The following is a 21,869-nucleotide window of genomic DNA, read 5'->3' as shown; positions in this document are numbered from 1 at the left end:
CGTGGTCAGGTTTGCCTAGCTACCTTCTCGCCACGCCTGCCACAGCCGTGCGTAGCGGCCGCCCAGGGCCACAAGCTCGTCGTGGGTGCCGAGCTCCACGACGCGGCCCGCGTCGAGCACGGCGATCCGGTCCGCGGCCATCGCCTGCGTCAGGCGGTGGGCCACGAACAGCGTGGTCCGGCCCGCGCACGCGGCGCGCACGGCCCGTTCGAGCTCGGCGGCGCCCTCGCTGCCCGCCTCCGCGGTCGACTCGTCGAGCACGACGACCGGCGAACGGCTCAGCACCAGGCGGGCCAGGGCGATGTGGGCGACCTTGGTGACGTCCAGGCGCTCGCCGCCCTCGCCGACCATGGTGTCGAGGCCTTCGGGCAGCGCCTCGACCCAGCCGGCGGCGCCGACCGTGCGCAGCGCGTCGAGCAGCTCGGCGTCGGTGGCCTGCGGCGCGGCCAGGCGCAGGTCGTCGGCGAGCGGGCCGGAGAACACATGGGTCTCCTGCGTCAGGATGCTCACCAACGCGCGCGCTCCGGCCTCGTCGAGACCTGCGAGGTCGGTCGTGCCGATGCGCACCGATCCGGCCTGCGGGGTCCCGATGCCCGCGATCAGCGCGGCCAGCGTCGACTTGCCCGCGCCCGTCGCGCCCACGAGGGCAAGCGAACCACCGGCGGGGATCGTCAGGTCGACGTCCTTCAGGACCGGCTGCTCGGTGTCGGGGTAACTGAACGTCAGTCCCCGCACCGTCACCGGGTGCGGCGTGGCGGCCGCCGGGGCGACGCCCGCGTCGCCGACGAGGCGCTCCTCCGCGGGCTCGCCGAGCACACCGACGAGCCGGGTCAGGCTCGCGCCCGACTTCTGCGCCTCGTCGAAGGTGAACATGATGGCGCCCAACGGCGTGAAGAGGCGGTGGAACATCAGCGGCGCCGCCGCCACCTCGCCGAGGCTCGCGGCGTCGGCCTCCAGCAGGGCGTACCCCACCACGAGGATCAGGACGAGGCCGATGAACTCGGCGCGGTTCTCCCTGCCGACGAAGCGGCCGAAGAACCGGAACACCTCGATGCCGTAGTTGCGCACGCGCCACGACTCGTGGGTGACCTGCTCGCGGACCGAGTCCTCCAGGCGGTACGCCCGGACGGTGTCGATCCCGTTCAAGCCGCTGATCAGCGCCTGTGCGCGGTCGGCCTGGGCCACCCGCTGCTTCTTGTAGAGCGGGGCGGACCGGGGCAGGTACCAGCGCAGGGCCAGGGCGTAGGCGGGCAGTGCGCCCGCGCCCGCGAGGCCGAGCCGCCAGTCGAGGCCGAACATGCCGACGGTGGCGATGAAGACGAGGACGCCCGCGGAGAACACCGTGGGGATGGCCATGCGAATGCCCTTGGAGAGGACGGCCACGTCGTCACCGACCCGGGACAACACGTCGCCCCGGCCGACCTGTTCGACCCGTGAGCTCGGCATCCCGAGCACCGCGCGGACGGCGCCCTCGCGCAGCTGCGCGAGCAGGTCCGCGCCGAGCCGTCCGATCAGGTACGTCGAGGCCGCGGTGGCCACCGCGCCGAGCAGCGCGGCGGCCCCCATCAGCACGCCGACGGTGAGCAGGACCGAGCGCGACTCGCCCTCGACCACCCCGTCGACGACGCGGCCGAGCAGCAGCACCGGGAGCACCTGGAGGGCTGCCCCGGCCACCGTGGTGAGCACGGTGGCCGTGGTCAGCCAAGGGACCTCACGGCAGTGCGCGGTGACCCATCGGGTGGCCTCGCGGCCGGTCGCCGTGCGCAGGGTCGCCGGGGCGACCTTCGTAGCGGTGGTGCTCACACCTAGCCGACCGACTTGACGAGCTCGTCGACGGCGTAGGGCAGGGAGAGCAGGGTGCCCTGGGAGATGGCGGCGCCGACCGCGGGACCCTCGCTGTCCAGCAGGTAGGAGACGTTGCCCTTCTTCACCGCGTCCAGGTTGCTGAAGAGCTCGGACTTCTTGAGCGCCTTCATGTCCGCCTTGTCGTTGATGACGAAGATGCGGTCGGTGTTGACCAGGTCGATGCGCTCGGGCGAGAGGACGGTGAAGAACTTGCCGCCCGCGATCTTGTCGATCTTGGTCTGGTACTTGAAGCCGATGCCCGTCACCAGGCGGCCGCGCACGTCGGTGGAGGTGAACGGCGCGACGGAGTCCTTGTACCAGGACAGCGCGACGGCGTTCTTCTTGGCGAACTCGGGGTGCGCCTTCTTGGCGGCGTCCAGCTTGCCCTGGATGCCCTCGACGAGCTTCTCGCCCTTCTCGGCCTGGCCGAGCGCCTTGGCGATGTGCAGGGCGTTGTCCTGCCACGGAGCGCTGAACGGCTCCTTCTCGCCCTTGGTGCGGCCCACGGTGGGGGCGATCTTGGAGAGCTTGTCGTAGGCGGCCTTGTCGATCTCGGAGTACACCGCGATGATCAGGTCAGGCCGGAGCGAGGCGATCTTCTCGAAGTTGGGGCCGGAGTCACCGTTCTTCATGATGACCTCGGGCTTGGCGTCGCCCCACTTGTCCTTCACCCAGGGCCACTGGGTGTTGATGTCGGGCGACTTGCCCGTCGGGTTCGGGTACTGGTCGGTCATGCCGACCGGCTTGGTGCCGAACGCGAGGACGGTCTGGTCGTCGGTGTAGCCGACGGTGACGACCCGCTTGGGGGCCTTCGTTATCTTCGTGGATCCGAACGCGTGCTCCACGGTGACGGGGAACTTGCCGGCGGCCGCGGCCGGAGCGGCGTCGTCGCCGCCCTTGTCCGACTTGTCCGAGCCACATCCCGCGAGGAGTCCGACGCCGAGGGCCGCGGCGGACACTACGGCCGCCATCCGCCGCCAGGGCCTCATGGTCGTCGTTCGATGGAGATGCATCCGAGATCCCTTGCTTTCACGCTGTCCGGTGCGCCCCTGTCTCAGGGCAGCCAAACCTTACCTTGCGGTTGTGAGGTAAGCCTAGCCTAACTTTCAACTTGTCTGTGCGAGGGGCCAGTCGGGTCGCGCCCGCGCGGACGTGGTCGCGCCGCAGGTGGGGCCGGGTCGGGCCCATACGGAGGCGCGCTGGGGGGCGCGTAGGCGCAGGGGCGCGCCACACGGAAGGGGGTGCAACCAGGCGGCGCGCAGAGGGAAGTCGCGCGCCGTCCGCGCGCAAGGATCCCACCAGTCCGCGCCGGGAGGCGCAGCGGGCCCCGCACAGGGGCGGCTCCGCCGGGCCGCGCGGGCGGGGGCGGCTCAGTTCAACTGCACGTGCGTACGGCCGATCGGCACGATGAGCGGCCTGTCTCCCACCGGGTCGTCGATCACCTTGGCGCGCAGCCCGAACGCCTCGTACAGCAGCTCGGAGGTGATGACGTCGCGCGGGTGCCCCTGCGCGAGGATCGTCCCGTCCTTCATCACGATGAGGTTGTCGCTGTAGCGCGTGGCCAGGTTGAGGTCGTGCAGGACCATGACCACGGCGCACCCGGACTCGTGCAGGTCGTCCACGAGGTCGAGCACGTCGACCGCGTGCGCCAGGTCCAGATAGGTCGTCGGCTCGTCGAGGAGGAGCAGGTCGGTGCCCTGGGCCAGGGTCATGGAGATCCAGACGCGCTGGCGCTGCCCGCCGGACAGCGAGTCGACCGGACGGTCGGCCAGGTCGGACACGCCGGTCATGGCGAGCGCGCGCTCCACGACGGCGGCGTCGTCCGACGACCACTGCCGCAGCCAACTCTGATGCGGGTGGCGCCCTCTGGCGACCAGGTCGGACACTGTCAGGCCCTCCGGCGCGACGGGCGCCTGCGGCAGCAGGCCCATCTTCTTCGCCACGTCCTTGGTCTTGAGCCGGACGATGTCCTCGCCGTCGAGGACGACGGACCCCTTGGTCGGCTTGAGCAGCCGGGACAGGGTCCGCAACAGCGTCGACTTCCCGCAGCCGTTGGGGCCGATGATCGTGGTGATCACCCCGGGCGGTATCGCCACGTCGAGATCGTCGATGACGGTCCTGGCGCCGTAGCCCACGCTGACGCCCTTGGCCGTGAGCCGTGCGGCGTCGTCGACGTCGGACTCGATCTCGGTGATGTACTGAGTGACCACAAGCCCCCCTCTGCGCATTTAGGTATGCCTCACCTTTGTATCAGGCTATTTGAGGTTCGCCCGCACCAGGAGGTAGATGAGGAAGGGGCCGCCCACGGCGGCGGTGACCACGCCGACCGGGAGCGTGACGGGCAGAGCGGTGCGCGCGACCAGGTCGGCGCCGATCAGGAGCAGCGCCCCCACCATGCCGGAGGCCACCATCGGCGGCGTCGGGCAGCGCGCGAGGCGCATCGCCACCTGGGGCGCGACCAGGGCCACGAAGGGGACCGGGCCCGCCGCGCTCACCGCCACGGCGGCGAGCAGGACCGCGCACAACAGCAGGACGGCCCGTACCGCCTGGAAGCGGACGCCGAGGCCCGCGGCGACCTCGTCGCCGAAGTGCATCGGTTTGAACTGGAAGGCGACGCAGGCGATGACGGCGAGGAGCGCGAGCGTGCACCAGAACGCCACCCAGACCTCGTCCCAGGACCGGTTGTCGAGGGAGCCGACGAGCCAGGACTGCGCCCGGGCCACGTCCTTGATGTCGGCGGTGACCAGGAGCCAGGTCGTGATCGCCTCCATCACGGCGCTCACCGAGATGCCGATGAGGATGAGCCGGAAGCCGTCGATGCCCCGCCGCCACGCCATGAAGTACACCAGCAGGCCGGTGAGCAGACCGCCGCCGAGCGCGGCCGCGGACAGGCCCACGGAGCTGACGACCGCCGCCGACGCCCCGCCCGACACCGTGAGCAGGAACACCGAGACCGCGCTCGCGCCCTGGGTGATGCCGAGCACGTCCGGACTGGCCAGCGGATTGCGGGCGATGGACTGGGTGAGCGCGCCGGACACCCCGAGCGCGATGCCGACGACGAGCCCGGCGAGGGCGCGCGGCATCCGCAGGTCCATGATCACGAACTCGTCGACCTGTTCGCCCCGGCCGAAGATGGTGGCGATCACCCGGGACAGGTCGACGGGAAAGTCCCCGATGCTGATGGACAGGCAGAACACCACGAAGGTCGCCGCCGTGAGGACCAGCGTGACGAACGCGACCCACGGCCGCCACACGAACGACACCTGGCCGATCCGGATGCCCGGCGCCACCGACGACTTCACTTCTGTCCCGTTCACGACGTCCGCCCCGTTCACGCGCTCTTGAACTTTCCACGCCACACCAGCACCGCGAAGAACGGGGCGCCGAGCAGCGAGACGACGACTCCCGCGTCGAGCTCGCCCGGCCGCACCACCACGCGCCCCACGATGTCGCAGACCAGCAGCACGACGGCGCCGAGCAGCCCCGCGTACGGCACCAGCCAGCGGTAGTCCGGCCCGGTCAGGTAGCGGGCGATGTGGGCCACCATGAGCCCGAGGAAGGCGATGGGGCCGCAGGCCGCGGTCGCCGCGCCCGCGAGCAGGGTGATGGCGGCGATGCCGATCGTCCGGCTCAGCGCGATGTTCACGCCGAGGCCGCGCGCCACGTCGTCCCCGAGGTTGAGCAGGTTGAGGGCGGGCAGCCTGGTCGCCGCGAGGAGGAGGCCGACCCCCACGAACCCGGCGACGGGCCAGATGACCTCGAAGTCGACGCCGGAGACCGAGCCCGAGTTCCAGAACCGCAGCGCGTTCAGCGACTGCTCGTCCGACAGCGCGATCGCGGTGGTCATCGCCGTGAGGAACACCGTCATGCCCTGCCCGGCGAGGGCGAGGGTCAGCGGATTGCCCGCGCCCCGGCCGAGGCTCGCGAGCCCGAACACCACGACCCCGGCGACGGCCGCCCCCAGGAGGGCGAACCACACGTACTGGAAGGGATTGGAGAGCCCGAACACGGCGACCACCGTGACCACGGCGAAGGAGGCGCCGGCGTTCACGCCGAGCAGGCCCGTGTCGGCGATCGGGTTGCGCGTGTACCCCTGGATCAGGGCTCCGCCGACGCCGAGGGCGATGCCCGCGACGATCGCGAGCACCGTCCGGGGCACCCGCACGGTCTGCACGATGAGCCTGATCTCGTTGAGCCGCTGGTCGGCGTCCGGCGAGGCGAAGAGGCCGTGCCACACCTCGGTGGGGCTCAACGCGCGCGCACCGACGGCGAGGGACGCGACCGCCGCGATCACGAGGACCGCCGCCAGCACGCCCAGACCCACGACCCGCCGTCGGCGGGCCCCTGACGAACCCGTGGGCGCAAGGCGCTCAACTGCAGTTATGCCCATGCGACGTACGTTATCCCTTTGCTCAGGCGGGGACGCACGGCCAAGGGGGCAGCTCGCGCCCTGGAAGGGACGTGCCCACGGCTCCGCCCCCGCCCTGGTCCCCTGGCAGAGCGCTGCGGCGCGCCCGCCACCCTAGCTGGCGGCGGCTCCCGCCCGGTCGGCACCCGGGCCGACCCCCCTCATTCCACTTAGGCTAGCCTAAGCTAAACTCGTACGCGGGTCGAGGGGGCGGTCGCCGTGCGCGAGTACCGGCAGCCGGCAACTTCGGCACCCCGTGCGGCCATTGCACACCAAGGTAAGCCTTGCTTTACTTACCGCCGGTCAATCCCTGCTCTGAGGAGGAACCCCATGCGGGTCGTCATGTTCGGTTACCAGACCTGGGGGCACCGCACCCTGCAAGCCCTCCTGGACTCCGAGCACGACGTGGTCCTCGTCGTGACGCACCCCAAGAGCGAGCACGCGTACGAAAAGATCTGGAGCGACTCCGTCGCCGATCTCGCCGAGGCGCACGACGTGCCGGTGCTGATCCGCAACCGTCCCGACGACGACGAGCTGTTCGAGCGCCTCAAGGAGGCCGACCCGGACATCATCGTGGCCAACAACTGGCGGACCTGGATCCCCCCGCGCATCTTCGGCCTGCCGCGCCACGGCACGCTGAACGTCCACGACTCGCTGCTGCCGAAGTACGCGGGCTTCTCGCCGCTGATCTGGGCCCTGATCAACGGCGAGACCGAGGTCGGCGTCACCGCGCACATGATGAACGACGAGCTCGACGCCGGCGACATCGTCCGGCAGGAGGCCGTGGCGGTCGGCCCGAAGGACACCGCGACCGACCTCTTCCACAAGACGGTCGACCTCATCGCCCCGGTCACCACCGGCGCGCTCGACCTGATCGCCTCCGGCGAGACGGAGTTCACCAAGCAGGACCGGTCCCAGGCGACCTTCTTCCACAAGCGCGCCACCGAGGACATCCGCATCGACTGGACCTGGCCCGCGGAGGACCTGGAGCGCCTCGTCCGCGCCCAGTCGGAGCCGTACCCCAGCGCCTTCACCTACCACAAGGGCAAGCGCCTGGAGGTCGTCGCCTCGGTCGTCTCCGAGGGCCGCTACGGCGGCACGCCCGGCCGCATCTTCTACCGCGAGGGCGAGGGCGTGGTGATCGTCGCCGGGGCCGACGCCCGCACCGGCCGCAACCACGGCCTGGCCATCACGCGCGTACGGACCGAGGACGGCCGCGAGCTGTCCGCGGCCGAGTACTTCACCTCCATGGGCGGGTACCTCACCCAGCGCCCCTGACCCCGACGGGCCGATCCCACCTCCTCGGTCCCAGGGACCGGCCGAACACGCCGCCGCGCGGATCCCAGTCCGCGCGGCGGCGCTGTCGTACGGAGTCATCACCGCCGTACGAGGTCGCGGTCGTACGAGATCGCGGTCGTACGGGATCAGGGCCGTGCGGGGCCGCGGGACAAGGTGAGCCGCGGCCCCGGCGCGTCCGGCCGCTACGCGCCGGAGGCGGCCGCCGCGCCACCGCCGGGAACCGACCCACTGGCCGCACCCCCGCCGTCGGCGCCGCCGCCATTGCTCCGGCCGACACCCGCACTACTTCCCATATCGCCCTCATCCACACGAACCAGACGATATCCCCGCTCGAACCGCGGGCGCCCGCGCCGGTCCGCCTTCTTGGTGCGGGCCCGGCGCGCGGCGGCGAGCAGGGCGGCGACCTCCGGGCTCTTGCGGCGCAGCCGCAGGAAGGACTGCTCGGACCAGCCGCCGAGGGTCGCCGCCGACGACTGGACGGACCCCTCCCTTATGGCCTTGAGCACCACGCGCAGCGCGGCAGGACCGAGCCCGGGAGCCGCGGTCTCCGCCTGGGCGGCCCGCTCGCGCTCCCGCTCCGCGAGCTCCGCCGCGGCCGTCATGGCGGCCGCGAAGGCGGGGTCCTGCTCCTGCCAGTTGCGGAGCATCCGATGGGACACGCCCGCCGCCACGGCGCACCCGGCGGGGCCGAGGCCGAGCGCGGCCGCGCGCAGCGCGTCGGCGCGGCGCACGGCGGTCTCCTCACGCAGGCTCGGGTCGCCCCGCAGGGCATGCGATAAGGACCGCTCGACGTCTTCTTGCGCATCGAGGCCCGCGACCACACCATCGGCCCAGGCCTCCAGCCGGTGCGCACAAGCCGCGCGCCGACGTTCCACCCGTCTTTCTTCCACCCCACCCACCACCATTAGAACTTAGGCTAGCCTCACCTAACAATAGCTCGCGCGGGACGAAGATTCACTCCCCCGAAGGGATCTGTTCGTGCTTTGCTCCAGGATCACCAACGCCACCATCCTCACGATGGATCCGGCCCGCCCCACCGCCCGGGAACTCGGCATCTGGCGAGGCCGCGTCGTGGGGCTCGACTCCGACATCGCGGGGCTCCCGGCGCGGCGCGTCCTGGACCTCGACGGCGCGACGGTCCTTCCCGGCTTCATCGACAGCCACGTCCACCTCATCTGGGCCGGGCTCAAAGCGCGGGCGCCGAGCGTCGCGCCCAGCAGGCGGGTCGACGACATCCTCCGGGCCGTGGCCGACGCGGTGGCGGCCGCGCCCGCGGGCGGCTGGGTGAACCTCGCGGGGTACGACCAGCGCACGCTCGACCTGCCGCTGACCGCCGCCGACCTGGACGCGGTGAGCGCGGGCCGCAAGGTGTTCCTGGGACACATCTCCGGGCACGCGTGCCTGGTGAACTCGGCCGTCCTCAAGGAGCTGCCGCCGCACGCGGCGAGCCCGGACGGCTTCCTCGCGGAGGACGCCATGGGCGCCGCCCTCGCCCTGCGCCCGCCGCACACGCTGGCCGAACTGGCCGACGCCGTCGCGGAGTCCGGCCGCGTGTGCCGCTCCCAGGGCGTCACGGCCTGCGCCGAGGCGGGCATCGGCAGCGGCCTCTTCGCGCACAGCCCCATCGAGGGCGCGGCCTTCCAGCTGGCCCACGAGACGGGGCGCCTTCCGCTGCGGGTCCAGCTCATGGTGGCGGCGGACGCCCTGCGTCCGGTCGAGGCCGCGCCCGAGGACACCACGACGCTCTCCTTCGGGCTCGGTCTGCGCACCGGGTTCGGCGACGGCCGCCTCTCGCTCGGCGCCCTGAAGGTCTTTACCGACGGCGGCATGATGGCACGCACGGCCGCACTCACCGAGCCCTATGCGGGCAGCACGTCCAGCGGGCAGCTCCAGGCCGACCCGGAACTGCTCACGGAGACCATCGTCGAGGGGCACCGGGCGGGCTGGCAGCTCGCGGTGCACGCGATCGGCGACCGGGCCGTCGACCTCGCCCTGGACGCCCTGGCCGCGGCCCGGCGCGCGAAGCCGCGCACCGACGCCCGCCACCGCGTCGAGCACGCCGGGCTCGTGCGCCCGGACCAGCTCGGCCGCTTCGCCGAGCTCGGGGCGATCGCCGTCGTCCAGCCCAGCTTCCTGCGGTACTTCGGCGACGACTACGCCACGATCATGGGGCCCGAGCGGACGCCGTGGATGTACCGGGGGCGGGGCTTCCGCGACCACGGGGTGCGCCTCGCGGGCAGCTCGGACCGGCCCGTCGCCGACGGCGCGCCGCTGCGCGCGATCCAGTTCATGGTCGAGCGGGCCTCGGCGTCGGGCCGGCTCATCGGCCCCAAGGAGGCGCTGAGCGTCGAGGAGGCACTGCGCGCGTACACGGTCGACGCCGCGTACGCCTGCCGCTGGGAGGACAGCGCGGGCAGCCTCTCCCCCGGCAAGCGCGCCGACCTCGTGGTCCTCGGCGACGACCCGACGCGGGTGGACCCGGGGCACATCGGGGACATCGAGGTGGTGCGTACGTTCGTCGAGGGCGGGGAGAGCCTGGACGGCGCGGGCGACTGACCGGAGGCACCGGCGGCCCGGCCCCGGGGCGGCGCCACAGCCCCGGGACCGCGCCACGGCACCGGGACGGCGCCGCGCACGGCGATGGCTTGTCGCGGTCCTGACAATCAGCCGCCGTCCTGGCAGGCTCGTCCCGGCGCACTCCCCCACCCGCCCCCGCGCACCAGCCGCCGGAAGGAGCCGACATGGCCCCGCCCCGTACCCCCCGCCGTCGTACCCGTCGTACCCGCCGCACCGGAGCACGGCTCGTGCTCGCCGCGGCCGTCGTCCTGGCCTCGGTCGTCCAGGGCGGCCCGGCCGGCGCGAGCCCGGCGAAGACCCGCGCGGCGGCCGGGGTCGGCTGCGGCACGAACGTGGGGCGCGTGCCGCTCGACACCACGCTCAACCCGAGCACCGGCCGCTACGAGCTGAACGACCCCAGGCGCGGCAACCACAAGACGTACGACATGCAGAACGGGACCGGCGGGACCGGCACCGTGGTCACCGACGACGACAACAACTGGTGCGAGGGCGGCCGCCAGTCCGACGCCGTGGCGGCGCACTACATCCACGCGGTGTTCTGGGACTACTTGCTGGAGGTCCACGGCCGCAAGGGCGTGCGCGGCGACGGCAAGGGCGGGTGCAGCCGCGTCCACTACGGCCGCGACTACCTCAACGCGTTCTACGAGTCCGCCTCCAACTGCGTGACCTACGGCGACGGCACGTCGAACCCCGCCCGGCCGCTGATCCGCATCGAGGTCGGCGCGCACGAGATGACCCACGGCGTCACCGCGGCCACCGCGGGTCTCGGCTTCTCCGGGGAGCCGGGCGGTCTCAACGAGGCGACGAGCGACGTCGTCGCGGCCGCCGTGGAGTTCCGCGCGGCCAACACGGTGGACCCCGGCGACTACCTGTTCGGCGAGCGCCTCGACGGCACCGCCGGGCCCGCCCTGCGCCACATGGACCGCCCCTCCCGGGACGGCCAGTCCAAGGACCACTGGTACGCGGGCATCGGCCAGCTCCCGCCCGCCTACTCCGCGGGTCCCGCCAACCACTTCTTCTACCTGCTCGCCGAGGGCAGCGGCCCGAAGGTCGTGAACGGCGTCTCCTACGACAGTCCGACGTACGACGGCAAGCCCGTCAGCGGCATCGGCCGGGCCGCGGCGGAGCGCATCTGGTACCGCGCGCTCACCCTGTACATGACGTCCACCAGCACCTACCGCTCCGCGCGCACCGCTACCCTCGCGGCGGCGGCCGGCCTGTACGGCACGGACAGCGTCGAACACCGCGCGGTCGGCGCCGCCTGGGCCGCCGTCAACGTCACCTGACGTCCCCGGCCGCGGGCCCGGCGGTGGGCGCGATCCTGCGATGCAGGTCCTCGACGACGTTCCGTATCGCCAGCCGGAAGATCTCGGCCTGGTGGTCGCCGATGAAGGCGGTGTGCCCGAACACCTCCAGGACGACCAGGCCGTGCAGCTGGCCCCACGCGCTCATGAGGAGGGCGACCGCGGGCGGCGGCAGCGTGCCCATGCCGTCCGCGGGCAGTCGCTCCAGGTCCTCGCGGAGCGCGGGCGAGAGCTCCGGGACGTCGGCCGCGGCGAGTTGCTCCGTGGTGAACCCGCCGAACAGCTCGCGCTCGAACATCGCGCCCATGCGGCGCACGGCCTGGGTGGTGGGTCCCTCGGGCGGCGCCGCGTAGTACCGCAGGGGCGTGCCGTACAGCAGCTGGAACCGCTCGGGATGGTCGATGGCCCACTGGCGGTAGGCCCCGGCCACGGCCACCAGACGCGGCGCGCCCGGCTCGTCCGCCGCCGCGTCGAGGCCGTCCTGCATGGCGGCGGCCAGGTCGTCGTACGTCTTGGCGATGAGTGCGGTGACGAGGTCGTCCCGGCTCGGGAAGTAGTGGTAGAGCGCCTGCACCGTCATGCCGAGGCTGCGGGCGACGGCGCGCAGGGACAGGGCCGCGGGGCCGTGCTCGGAGAGCTGCGCCTCGGCGGCCTCCAGGATCTCCCGGGTGGCCGCGGCCCGGCGCCGCTCGCGCAAGGTGGGCCGGGCCGTGGCGAGTTGGTCCGTTGCGGTCATGCGGCGACCGTACGCCAGTTTGCCTGACGGCGTCATGATGATTTCGTACTGCTCGGAAAATCTAACACTGCCAAATCTTCTTCCCTCTCCATACCGTCGTCCTGCGGCGACGAGGTCCCCCGTGCCAACTCCGGCTGCTTCACGTCGCTTTCACCGCTTCATCGCAGGAACGCAAAGGAGAGAGCACGTGTTCGAACGCATCGCCGAGCTGGCGATCCGCCGGTCCCGGCTGGTACTCGTCGTCGCCACCGTGGTGGTGGCCCTCATGGGCGCCTTGGGCGCGGGTGCGTTCGGGAAGCTGCTGGGCGGCGGCTTCGACGACCCGGCCTCCCAGTCCTCCCGGGCCAGGGACGTCATCGACGAGAAGTTCGGCGGCGAGACCAACCTGGTGTTCCTGGTCCGCGCCGCCGAGGGCCGCGTCGACGCCGCGGCCGCCGAGCGGAGCGGCCGGGCCCTGGTGGCCGACCTCAAGGAGGAGCGGGACCTCACCAACGTGGTCTCGTACTGGGACGCCCACAGCCCCGACCTGCGCTCCGAGGACGGCCGCGAGGCCATCGTCCTCGCCCGGGTGAAGGGCCACGACGCGGAGCAGCAGGACAACGCCAAGAGCGTCATCGACGAGTACGCCGGAACGTACAAGGACACGCTCACGGTCAAGGCCGGAGGCAGCGCGGGCGTGAGCTACGAGATGGGGCCGCAGACCGAGGAGGACCTCGTCCTGGCCGAGACCATCGCGGTGCCGCTGATCCTCCTGCTGCTCCTGGTCGTCTTCGGCACGGTGGTCTCCGCGCTGCTTCCGCTGGTCATCGCGCTCATCGCCATCGTGGGCGTGTTCGCCGAGCTGTACGTCGTCGGCAGCGTCACCGACGTGTCCGTCTTCGCGATCAACCTGACCACGGCGCTCGGCCTCGGACTCGGCGTCGACTACGCCCTGTTGATGATCAGCCGGTTCCGCGAGCAGCTCGCGGTGGGGGCGAGCGTGGAGGACGCCGTCCGCAAGACCATGAGCACCGCGGGCCGTACGGTCGCGTTCTCCGCCGCGACGGTGGCGGCCGCCCTCGCGGCGCTCATGGTGTTCCCGCAGTACTTCCTCCGCTCGTTCGGCTACTCGGGAGTCGGGGTCGTCCTGATCGCGGCCCTCGCCACCCTGTTCGTGATGCCCGCGCTGCTCAACGTCCTGGGGCACCGGGTCAACCGCGGCCGGATGCCGTGGGCGAGGCCGGGGCACGCCGTGTCCGGGACGTCCGTGTGGGGGCGGCTCGCCCGCACCGTCATGCGGCGGCCCGCGCTCACCGCGCTGCCCGTGCTCGCGGTGCTGCTCGCGGCGGCGAGCCCGCTGCTCGGCATCACCTTCGGCACGGCGGACGAACGCGTGCTGCCCGAGGACGCGCAGAGCCGCCAGGTCTCGACGGCACTGCGGGAGAACTTCAACGGCAACGACGCGGCCGCGCTGCACGTCGTCATCAACAAGCCCGTGGGCAAAGCCCCGTTGGCGTCCTACGCGGTCGAGCTGTCCGCCCTGGAGGGCGTCGCCCGCGTCGAGACCAGCACCGGCGTCTACGCCGACGGCCGGTCCGAGGCGACCGGGCCCGGCAACCCTGCGCTCGGCCGCCCCGCGGCGCAGCAGCTCAACGTGGTGACCTCCCTGACGCCGAAGTCGGAGGAGGCCAAGGACCTGGTCGAGGGGGTCAGGACGGCCGCCGCGCCCTCCGGGGCCGACCCGCTGGTGGGCGGGGCCGACGCCGAGCTGGTCGACTCCAACGACTCCATCGGCAGCAGGCTCCCGCTCGCCATCGGCCTGATCGCCGTCACCACCTTCGTGCTCCTGTTCCTGTTCACCGGCAGCGTCGTGCAGCCGCTGCGCGCGCTGGTCCTCAACATGGTCAGCCTGGGCGCGACCATCGGCGTCATGACCTGGATCTTCCAGGACGGCCATCTCTCCGGCCTGCTCGGCTTCACCCCGCAGCCGATGGAGACGTCGATGACCGTCCTGATGTTCTGCGTCGCCTTCGGCCTCTCGATGGACTACGAGGTGTTCGTCACCAGCCGCATCAAGGAGCTCCACGACCTCGGCGAGGACAACGAGTCCGCCGTGGCCGACGGCCTCGGGCACACCGGCCGGATCGTCAGCGCGGCGGCCGTCCTGCTCGCGGTGAGCTTCTTCGCCTTCGGTACGGCCGAGATCAGCTTCATGCAGCTCTTCGGCCTGGGCAGCGGTCTCGCCATCCTCATCGACGCCATCGCCGTGCGCGGCGTCCTCGTCCCCGCCACGATGCGCCTGCTGGGCCGCTCCGCCTGGTACGCGCCCGGCTTCCTGCGCGCCTTCCACGCCCGCTTCGGCCTCAGTGAGGGCGGTCCCGCCCCGGTGCCCGCGCCGCGGGGACCGGCACCCGAGGTGTCGTACGAGAAGGGCACACCGGTGCGCTGACCGCGCCTCGTCCCCGCGCGGGCCCGCCTCTCCCGGACCGGAGGCGGGCCCGCGCACGTCACGGGAACATCGGGCGCCGTCCCAGGAGCAGGGCCGCGAGGCGCAGGTAGGCCTTGTAGGCGGCGGGGGTCAGCCAGGACAGTTCGACGGTGCTGGCCATGGCGAGGTGGCCGTCGCGGGGGACGGTGACCAGGCCGCGGCAGCGTGAGCGCAGCGCGCGTACGCTGCCCGAGTCCAGGGTCCAACCAGCCGCGGGGCGGCTGTGGTTGAGGACGACGACGGCCTCCTCCACCAGGTCGGAGCGGTTCAGGGTGACGAGGCGGTCCATGGTTTGCTGGGCCTGGGTCAGGCCCACGGGGTCGGCGCGCGAGACGATGACGACGCGGTCGGCGTGCTCCAGGACCAGCGACACGGGCTTGTCGGAGTCGATCAGGGTGAGGCCGAAGTACTGCCGCGTCGCCCGCACCACCTCGCGGAAGTCCTGGTCCGTGTACTGGCCGCCCGCCGACGGCCGCGACAGCGAGTCGTTCGCGAGGACCGTCAGGCCGGAGCGGTGCGGCGACAGGAACAGGCTGAGGTCCTCGAAGCGCCGCACCTCGGGCAGCGAGGCGGCCAGATCGGTCAGGCCCGCGAACGTGCCGCGGAAGACGCGGCCGCCGATGCGCACGTGCCGCCCCGCGTGCTTGTCGGCGTCGATCGCCAGGACCCGCTCCTGGCGCTGGTCGGCGAGGACGGCGCCCAGCATCATCGTCGTCGTGGTGCAGCCCGCGCCGTCCTTGACGCCGACGAGGGCGATGCGCAGCGGCTTCTCCAGGGGGGCGCGGACGGTGTGCGTCCAGGTCTCGCTGTCGTCGTCCTCCGGCTCGTCGGCGCGCTGCCGCTCCCGCGGCGTCTCGGGGGCGAGCGCGTCGTCGTCGGCCTCCTCCCACGGCTGCGCGCCGGGCAGCCGGGCGCTGAGGGCGTCCGCCACCTCCCGCACCGTGGGCCTGCTCTCCGGTTCGGCGGTGACGCAGCGCAGGAGCAGGTCGGCGAGTTCACCGTCGAGATCCCCGAACCAGGGGTCGCGCCGCAGCGCGTCGTGTTCGTAGCCCTGCCAGGCGCGTCCGGTCGCGGCGTGCAGCAGTACGGCCCCCAGCGAGTACACGTCCCCGGCCGTGATCCGGGACTCGCCCCAGTACGTCACCTCGGGCGCCCGGTAGGGCGAGGCGGGCGGCATCGCCGAGACCGAGGCGCTCCAGGCCCCGTCGATGCGCGCCGAGGTCCAGCTGATGACGTGCAGGGTCGACTCGGTCACCAGGACCGCGCCCGGCGTCAGCGAGCCGTGCACGATGCCGCGGCGGTGGCAGCGGCTCACCGCCCGCGTCAGGTGCCAGCCGAGCCACAGGAACAGCGGGGTGCCCGCCAGCGGCCCCGCCGCGTCGAGGACCGCGCGCAGCGTCGGCGCGGGCCGCCCGTCGCCGAGGGTGTCCAGGCGAAGCGCCAGCCAGGGCACGGGCACGTCGCGCAGGTCGCTGGCCACGACGGCGGGGGCGTATCCGCCGTCCATGCGGCGCAGCGCGGCGCGCTCGTTGTCGAGCAGCTCGCGCGCCACCGGTGAGGCGGACGAGGAAGAGACGCGCAGCAGGACCTGGAGTCCGTCCTCGTCCTCGCCGATGTACGCGGTGGGGGTGCCGCCGGAGCCGTCCCGGCGCAGCAGCGTGTAGGGGCCGAGGGCGTGCAGGTCCTGAAGGCGCAGGGACAGCCAGGACGGGGCCGCCTCCAGGCCCGACGGCAGCAGGACCTCCTCCTGCGCCGCGGCCCCGTTCGGGGCGGGCGCCGCCATGGGGCGGGCGCCGATGTGGGTCAGGAGCCGGTCCTCGAGCCAGGCGAACGGCCGGGTGCCGGGGAGGAGTTCGCTGGTGCCGGAGGGGTGCGCGAGCCAGGCGGGGAAGTCCGGTGAGCGGCCCACGAGCGCGCGCAGGCGCTCGGTGACGGTCCTGGTCGTGCGGAGCAGGTCGATCGGGGACGCCGTGTCGAGCAGGATGTCCTGGGTGTCGCGGGCGAACCCGAACCGGCGGTGGGGCGCGGGCAGCCGCGCGTCGGCCGGTTCGACCTGCTGCATGAGCCCGCCGAGGAACACCTCCGCGAGGTGCGCGGTGTCCGCCCGCCAGTCCACCGCGGCCTGGACGAGCCGCATCACGGGCACGGTCAGCGGGGACACGGCGGCGAGGTGCGCGGCGAGCCGGAAGGCCTCCGGCGAGGCGGCGTCCCGGAACCGCAGGACGGCGGTGGCCGCGTCGGCGCCCCGGGTCTCGGCCCGGCCGCGCGGGGTCGGGGCGTGCGAGGGGACCAGCAGGGGCAGTTCGGTGCTCGCGCCGGGCGAGGCGACGAGCCGCGCCCAGGCGGCGACGGCCGGCGGGTACGGTTCCAGTACCGGTACGGGGATGTCCGTGAACTCCTCGCCGAGCCCTGCGGGCAGCAGCGGGTCGGACACGGACCAGGTGTCGTTGGCGGCGCCACGGCGCCGGGTGGTCACCAGCCAGGGTTCGGAGCGGATGCCCGACGCGCCCCATAGATGGGCGGGCAGGGCGTGCAGGATGGCGGTCGGGCCCTGCCGCGCCCAGCGGCCGAGGGCCCCGCGCATGCGTCCGTCGCGCCAGCAGGCGCCGACGCCGTCGCTGATGACCAGGACCAGGGTGCCGCCGGAGGGGTCGACGGCCGACGCGGGGGACAGCGGCGGGGAGTTCGCGTCGAAGGGGCGGGCGCGCAGCAGCGGTGCCCGCCGGGTGCGCGTGTCCAGGCCGAGCACACGGATGCCGCGGAACGCGCCGAGCCGCTCCAGGAGGGCGCGCAGCTCGGTCGCGAGCCGCCGCCACAGGAGCATCGAGATGCCGTCGTCGATGAGCAGCACCAGGTCGAGCCAGCGCTGCCGCGCGGGCCGGGTCACCACGTCGGGAAGCCCGGTCTCGGCGAGGGCGGCCGCCGTGGCCGCCTCGTCGAACTCGCGCCGGTGCGGATGCGGCTGGGGCTGCTTGAGGAGCCGGAGGGCCCGGCCGAAGCGCAGCTCCTCGTCGCCGAGCGCCTTCTCCTCGGGCACCCGCACCGGGAGCGCGCCGTCGTCCGACGGGGGCCGGTCGGCCGCCCCGAGCCGGGCGAACTCGGGGGCGCTGCGGGCCGCCGCGGCCGCGTGCAGGGCGCCGAGCAGCTGGGCAGGCGGCGGGGGCGGCGCCGGGGTGCCGGGCGCCCTGCCGCCGCCGTCGGGTTCGTCGTCCCCGGGGCGGGTGTCGGTCGGGGGTGCGGGTTCCTCCGCCGGGCCGGGCGCCGGGGCGGGCAGGGCGGTGCCGGAGAGCGCGCGGGCGAGGGGCGCGTCCGCGTCGGCGGGCAGGCGCGCGGCGAGCCAGACGGCGTCGAGCAGTTCGTGGATGGACAGCTCGTGCCCGGTCAGTCGGCCGAGCAGACCGAGGACCACGGGGGACGGCTCACCGCTGCGGGGTGCACTGCTACGGGACGGCTCATGGCCGCGGGACGGCTCACCGCTGCGGGACAGCTCACCGCTGCCGGGCGGCCGGGTCGGTGGCGGCCCCTCGTGGGGCCGCCCGGCCGCAGGGTCCCCGCCGCCGGGCGGCATCTACAGCGCTCCGCCGAGCCGGTGCAGCACCGCGTCCAGGAGCCCCTCGGCGTCCAGGTCGACGCCGCCCTTGCGCAGGAACACGGCGTTGAGCAGCTGATCCGTGGCCAGTTCGCCCGGGGCGCGGCGGTTGAGGAAGGCGTGCAGCAGGTCGTCCACACCGGCCAGCGCCTCCTCGCCGAGGTGTGCCGACACGATCTCCCGCAGCCTGGCCTCGTCGGGGTCCGGCAGGGCCAGGCGCACGCAGCGGCGCATGAAGGCGGGCGGGAAGTCGCGTTCGCCATTGCTGGTGATCACCACGACGGGGAACGCGCGGCAGCGCACCCGCCCGCGGGTGACCGTGACCCGGTCGCCGTCCCTGCCGTGGGTGAGGACCGACACCTCGGACTGGTCTTCCGGCAGCCGGGACAGCTCGGGGATCTCGAACTCGCCCTCCTCGAACACGGTCAGGAGGTCGTTGGGCAGGTCCACGTCGCCCTTGTCGAGCTCGTCGACGAGCAGGACGCGGGGCCGGTCGCGGGGCACCAGGGCCGTGCCCAGCGGGCCCAGGCGGACGAAGGTGCCGATGCCCGGCTCCCCCGCGTCGCGCTCCTGGCGCAGATGGGTCTCGCGAAGGCGGCCGATGGCGTCGTAGCCGTACAGGGCGTCCTTGAGGGCCGAGCGGCTGTTGACGGCCCACTGGAGGACCGGGCCGAGGGTGAGTTCGTGGGCGACGGCGTGCGCGAGCGACGACTTGCCGGTGCCGGGGTGGCCGGTGACGAGCAGCGGGCGGCGCAGGTGCAGGGCCGCGCTCACCACGTCGGCCTCGGCGCGGCCGATGAGGTACGGCCGCGGCCTCGGGCGGCCGCCGGAGCCGTCGGGGAACCGGCGCCAGGGCGGGGCCTCGGGCAGCTCCACCCGCCGGGCCACGCGGTCCCCGCGGAACAGCCGCCACCCGTCGTGCTCGCTCATATCGCCTGCTCCGTTCCCTCGGCGGTGTCCGCGGGTCCTGTCAGGCCCTCCGCGGGGTCGGCGAGCTGCAGCTCGTCGGGGAGCGGCAGCTCGATGTCCTCCCACACCAGCGCGGGGCGGATGCCGCTCCGCGGGTCGGCGTACGCGCGGACGCGGAAGTGCCTTACGCGCTCGGGGAGTTGGTCGACGGGCCCGTCGGGCGTGAGCGGGTCGGGGTCCGGGTCCGCGTCGGGGGCCTGGGGGCCGCGGTCCCACAGCACGATGGGCACGCCCATCACCAGGCAGACGGGGAGCAGTTCGCCGCGCTGGGCGGCCGTGCCCTGGACCAGGACGCGGGCGGTGTCCCGGTGGACCGTCTTGAGCAGGCCGATGAGTCCCGCCCGGCCGCCGACGGTGCGGTCGGCGCGCAGCGGGTCGCCGCGGTGGCGGGCGTTCCAGCGCCGGGTGAGGTCGGCGGCGCCGGTGCGGGAGCGCCGCCGCAGCCGCGGGCAGCGCAGGATGAGGTGGAAGTCCTCGCCGAGCGGGGCGGGAATGTACTCGTCGACGCCCGCCCCGTCCCACTCGTCCACGGGCAGCTCAAGGGCGTCCGGGGGTACGGAGACCGCGACCAGGGCCACGCCCCGCTCGGCGCCCTCGGTGCCGCCCGCGATCTCCCGGATGAGGCGGGCGATCTCACGTCCGGCGCGGGGCCGTTCGCTGCCGGTGACGGCACGAGCGGCAGTGCCGTCGGCGCGCAGCCGCCACACCGCGCAGCGGTAGTGGTCGGCGGGGTCCTTGGCGTGCCGGTCGAGCTCCACCAGGATCCGGGCACCGGCCGCGGCGGACCGCTGCGACCAGCGTTCGGCGTCGGCGCGGCGCTCGCGCAGCGCCGAGGCGTGGATGCCGAGCCGTGCGGCGACCTGGCCGCTCCACTCCTGTAGCGCCCGGCAGGCCAGGCCGCCGGTCTCGGCCGCGACGTACTCGACGACGCGCAGCAGGGCGGGCAGGCGCGGCGTCTCGTCCGGGACCGGGGAGCTGTCCCCGGGCCAGATCTCCAGCTCGCGCAGCACTCCGTCGACGGCGGCGGGCGCGAGGCGGGCCGCGTGCAGGGAATCGGGCAGGTCCAGATAGGGCAGGGCGGCGGTCGCGGCCCGGTGCAGCAGGCCCGGGTCGTGTCGGCACAGGTGCTCGAACTTGGCGCGCAGCAGCCGGTGTTCGGCCACCGAGAGCAGCCGCGCGGCGCCGGTGAGGCGGCCCAGGGCGAGCAGCCGGTCGAGCTCGCCGCGGCCGCGCGGGTCCTCGGCCACGGTGGGGGCGAGGGACTCGGCGAGGGTGGGCAGCGCCCGCTCGGTGCGGGTGAGCAGCTGGGCGAGGTCGGCCACGGAGGGAGCGGTGCCGTCGGCGGGGGTGCGCAGGCCGAGTTCGCCCGCGAGCGCGGTGCCGTGGGCGGCGCGGGTCGCGGGATCGCCGAGCAGCAGGTGCAGGGGGCCGACCATCATGTCCCGCACCGTCTCGGCGGAGTCGGGGTCGGCCCCGGACACCGGCTCCGATGAGGGCGCGAGGCCGGACAGGTATGGCTCGGGCAGGGCTCCTGCGCGGCGCAGTTCGAGCAGCACGGACTGCCAGCCGAGCCCCCAGCTGCGCCGGACCGTGTGCTGGGCGGACAGTGCGGTGTCCGGGGCGGTGATGCGGCCCATGACCAGGCCCACGGCCGCGCCGTCGGCGACGCACCACAGGGGGCCGCCGCTGTAGCCCTCGTCGACGGCGGCGCCCGACAGCTGTCCGTCGAGGTAGCCGATGCCGTCGTCGTACGCGGCCACGCGCACGTCGGCGTAGGAGAACGGCTGTCCGCCGCCGTACCAGGCCCTGACTTCCTGCCCCCGCGCCATCTCCAGCCAGCGGACGGGGCCGACGGGCGACGGCGGCTCCTCCCCCAGCTCCAGGACGGCCAGGTCGCCCTCCCAGCCGAGGGAGCCGTCGGGGACCGGGCCGAGGTGGTGCGCGCGGGGCGGTATCCACGCCACCAGGCGGGCGGGGCGCGTCGCGGCGGCGGAGAGCACGGGGAAGGAGACGTCAAGGGTGACGCCGCCGGGGTCCCGTGCGCTGAGCATGCGCTGCCCCAGGGCAGCGTTGACCACGTGTGCGCAGGTCAGGAGGGTGCGGCCGCAGAGGTAGACGCCCGCGCCCGCGGTGCGCGTCCGGTCCGCGCTCAGGACGCGCACCAGGGCTCCGCGGGCGTCCGCGTACCGGTCGCCGCCGGTCGCCGTGAACCAGCTCATCTCTCGGCCCGCGGGGACAGCTGCCAGGTCGCCGATACGGTCATGCTCGCCTGGCCGCCCGCGCCGACGACGCCGAGCCGCAGGTCCTGGCCGATCTGGACGCCGAAGTCGACGGAGAGTTCGTGGGGCGGGTCGGGGATGTCGCGCACGGCGTCGTGCACCTGTTGCAGGACGGGTCCCAGCGGGCTCAGTACGGTGCGCAGCGCGTCGGTGGCGAGCGTGGCCACGCGCACCCCGCGCCCCACGGGCGTCACACCGGAGATGCCGCCCGGCAGGTCGGCCTCCGTCCCGTCGGGCGCGGCGGCGGGGGCTTCGCCCGCGGGGGCCAGCTCGACGCGGACGCGTGCTCCGTCGTCGAGGGTGAACTCCAGGTAGTCGTAATGCGGCACAGGAAGCATTGTGCAGATCAAGTCTCCCTTCAGATAGGGGAGTTGAAGATTCCGTACGGCCGCGGCG

At 73.6% G+C, this 21,869-nt stretch carries 15 protein-coding genes; 4 read left to right on the top strand and 11 right to left on the bottom strand.

Annotated features, from left to right (window positions below; all coding sequences use genetic code 11):
* Nucleotides 1–15: 15 nt before the first annotated feature.
* The 5 genes from IG74_RS0113610 to IG74_RS0113590 all read right to left on the bottom strand — a co-directional run bounded on the left by IG74_RS0113610 (nucleotide 16) and on the right by IG74_RS0113590 (nucleotide 6,235).
* Nucleotides 16–1,803 carry an ABC transporter ATP-binding protein gene (locus IG74_RS0113610; RefSeq protein WP_030675094.1) on the bottom strand — a complete coding sequence of 596 codons (1,788 nt, stop codon included), beginning with the start codon at nucleotides 1,801–1,803 and terminating at the stop codon, nucleotides 16–18.
* A 2-nt stretch (nucleotides 1,804–1,805) separates the two neighbouring features.
* The gene (locus IG74_RS0113605) at nucleotides 1,806–2,858 is read right to left on the bottom strand and encodes an iron-siderophore ABC transporter substrate-binding protein (protein ID WP_037825263.1); all 1,053 of its coding nucleotides are present in this window, start codon (nucleotides 2,856–2,858) and stop codon (nucleotides 1,806–1,808) included.
* 357 nt (nucleotides 2,859–3,215) lie between these two features.
* On the bottom strand, nucleotides 3,216–4,055 hold the full coding sequence (locus IG74_RS0113600; protein WP_030675088.1) for an ABC transporter ATP-binding protein: 840 nt from the start codon (nucleotides 4,053–4,055) through the stop codon (nucleotides 3,216–3,218).
* Nucleotides 4,056–4,100: 45 nt separating this feature from the next.
* Nucleotides 4,101–5,162 carry a FecCD family ABC transporter permease gene (locus IG74_RS0113595; RefSeq protein ID WP_030675086.1) on the bottom strand — a complete coding sequence of 354 codons (1,062 nt, stop codon included), beginning with the start codon at nucleotides 5,160–5,162 and terminating at the stop codon, nucleotides 4,101–4,103.
* Between the two features lie 14 nt (nucleotides 5,163–5,176).
* On the bottom strand, nucleotides 5,177–6,235 hold the full coding sequence (locus IG74_RS0113590) for a FecCD family ABC transporter permease (RefSeq protein ID WP_030675083.1): 1,059 nt from the start codon (nucleotides 6,233–6,235) through the stop codon (nucleotides 5,177–5,179).
* A 348-nt stretch (nucleotides 6,236–6,583) separates the two neighbouring features.
* Here IG74_RS0113590 and IG74_RS0113585 point away from each other — a divergent pair, with 348 nt between their 5' ends.
* Nucleotides 6,584–7,531: a methionyl-tRNA formyltransferase gene (locus tag IG74_RS0113585; protein ID WP_030675079.1), complete on the top strand. Its 948-nt coding sequence runs from the start codon at nucleotides 6,584–6,586 to the stop codon at nucleotides 7,529–7,531.
* 203 nt (nucleotides 7,532–7,734) lie between these two features.
* On the opposite strand, the gene IG74_RS0113580 is transcribed toward IG74_RS0113585, so the two are convergent.
* On the bottom strand, nucleotides 7,735–8,427 hold the full coding sequence (locus IG74_RS0113580) for a hypothetical protein (protein WP_199818828.1): 693 nt from the start codon (nucleotides 8,425–8,427) through the stop codon (nucleotides 7,735–7,737).
* Nucleotides 8,428–8,530: 103 nt separating this feature from the next.
* Between IG74_RS0113580 and IG74_RS0113575 the strand changes: the two genes are divergently transcribed.
* Entirely contained in the window at nucleotides 8,531–10,108 is a 1,578-nt protein-coding gene (locus IG74_RS0113575) for an amidohydrolase (RefSeq protein ID WP_030675063.1), read from the top strand.
* 185 nt (nucleotides 10,109–10,293) lie between these two features.
* Nucleotides 10,294–11,415, top strand: a complete 1,122-nt coding sequence (locus IG74_RS0113570; protein ID WP_078868758.1) for a M4 family metallopeptidase — start codon at nucleotides 10,294–10,296, stop codon at nucleotides 11,413–11,415.
* Here the strand turns inward: IG74_RS0113570 and IG74_RS0113565 are convergent.
* Entirely contained in the window at nucleotides 11,408–12,169 is a 762-nt protein-coding gene (locus IG74_RS0113565) for a TetR/AcrR family transcriptional regulator (RefSeq protein ID WP_037825257.1), read from the bottom strand. The genes IG74_RS0113570 and IG74_RS0113565 overlap by 8 nt on opposite strands.
* Before the next feature lie 187 nt (nucleotides 12,170–12,356).
* On the opposite strand from IG74_RS0113565, the gene IG74_RS0113560 reads away from it, so the two are divergent.
* Nucleotides 12,357–14,597 (top strand): MMPL family transporter, encoded by a 2,241-nt coding sequence (locus tag IG74_RS0113560; RefSeq protein ID WP_030675055.1) that lies wholly within the window; start codon nucleotides 12,357–12,359, stop codon nucleotides 14,595–14,597.
* A gap of 58 nt (nucleotides 14,598–14,655) precedes the next feature.
* On the opposite strand, the gene IG74_RS0113555 is transcribed toward IG74_RS0113560, so the two are convergent.
* From IG74_RS0113555 to IG74_RS0113540, 4 genes are all read right to left on the bottom strand, one after another.
* On the bottom strand, nucleotides 14,656–18,045 hold the full coding sequence (locus tag IG74_RS0113555; protein ID WP_051854856.1) for an SAV_2336 N-terminal domain-related protein: 3,390 nt from the start codon (nucleotides 18,043–18,045) through the stop codon (nucleotides 14,656–14,658).
* A 159-nt stretch (nucleotides 18,046–18,204) separates the two neighbouring features.
* On the bottom strand, nucleotides 18,205–19,155 hold the full coding sequence (locus tag IG74_RS0113550) for an AAA family ATPase (RefSeq protein WP_030675050.1): 951 nt from the start codon (nucleotides 19,153–19,155) through the stop codon (nucleotides 18,205–18,207).
* Nucleotides 19,152–21,413 (bottom strand): trypsin-like peptidase domain-containing protein, encoded by a 2,262-nt coding sequence (locus IG74_RS0113545; RefSeq protein ID WP_051854855.1) that lies wholly within the window; start codon nucleotides 21,411–21,413, stop codon nucleotides 19,152–19,154. The genes IG74_RS0113550 and IG74_RS0113545 overlap by 4 nt, the downstream gene beginning before the upstream one ends.
* A complete protein-coding gene (locus tag IG74_RS0113540; RefSeq protein WP_420709886.1) occupies nucleotides 21,410–21,811 on the bottom strand; it encodes a CU044_2847 family protein in 402 nt (133 codons plus the stop codon). The genes IG74_RS0113545 and IG74_RS0113540 overlap by 4 nt, the downstream gene beginning before the upstream one ends.
* Nucleotides 21,812–21,869 lie beyond the last annotated feature (58 nt).

Origin of the sequence: Streptomyces sp. NRRL B-1347 (assembly GCF_000720325.1) — a bacterium.
Taxonomy (GTDB): domain Bacteria; phylum Actinomycetota; class Actinomycetes; order Streptomycetales; family Streptomycetaceae; genus Streptomyces.
The sequence above is the reverse complement of the archived record's forward strand: the minus strand, read 5'-3'. Positions and strand labels throughout refer to the sequence as shown.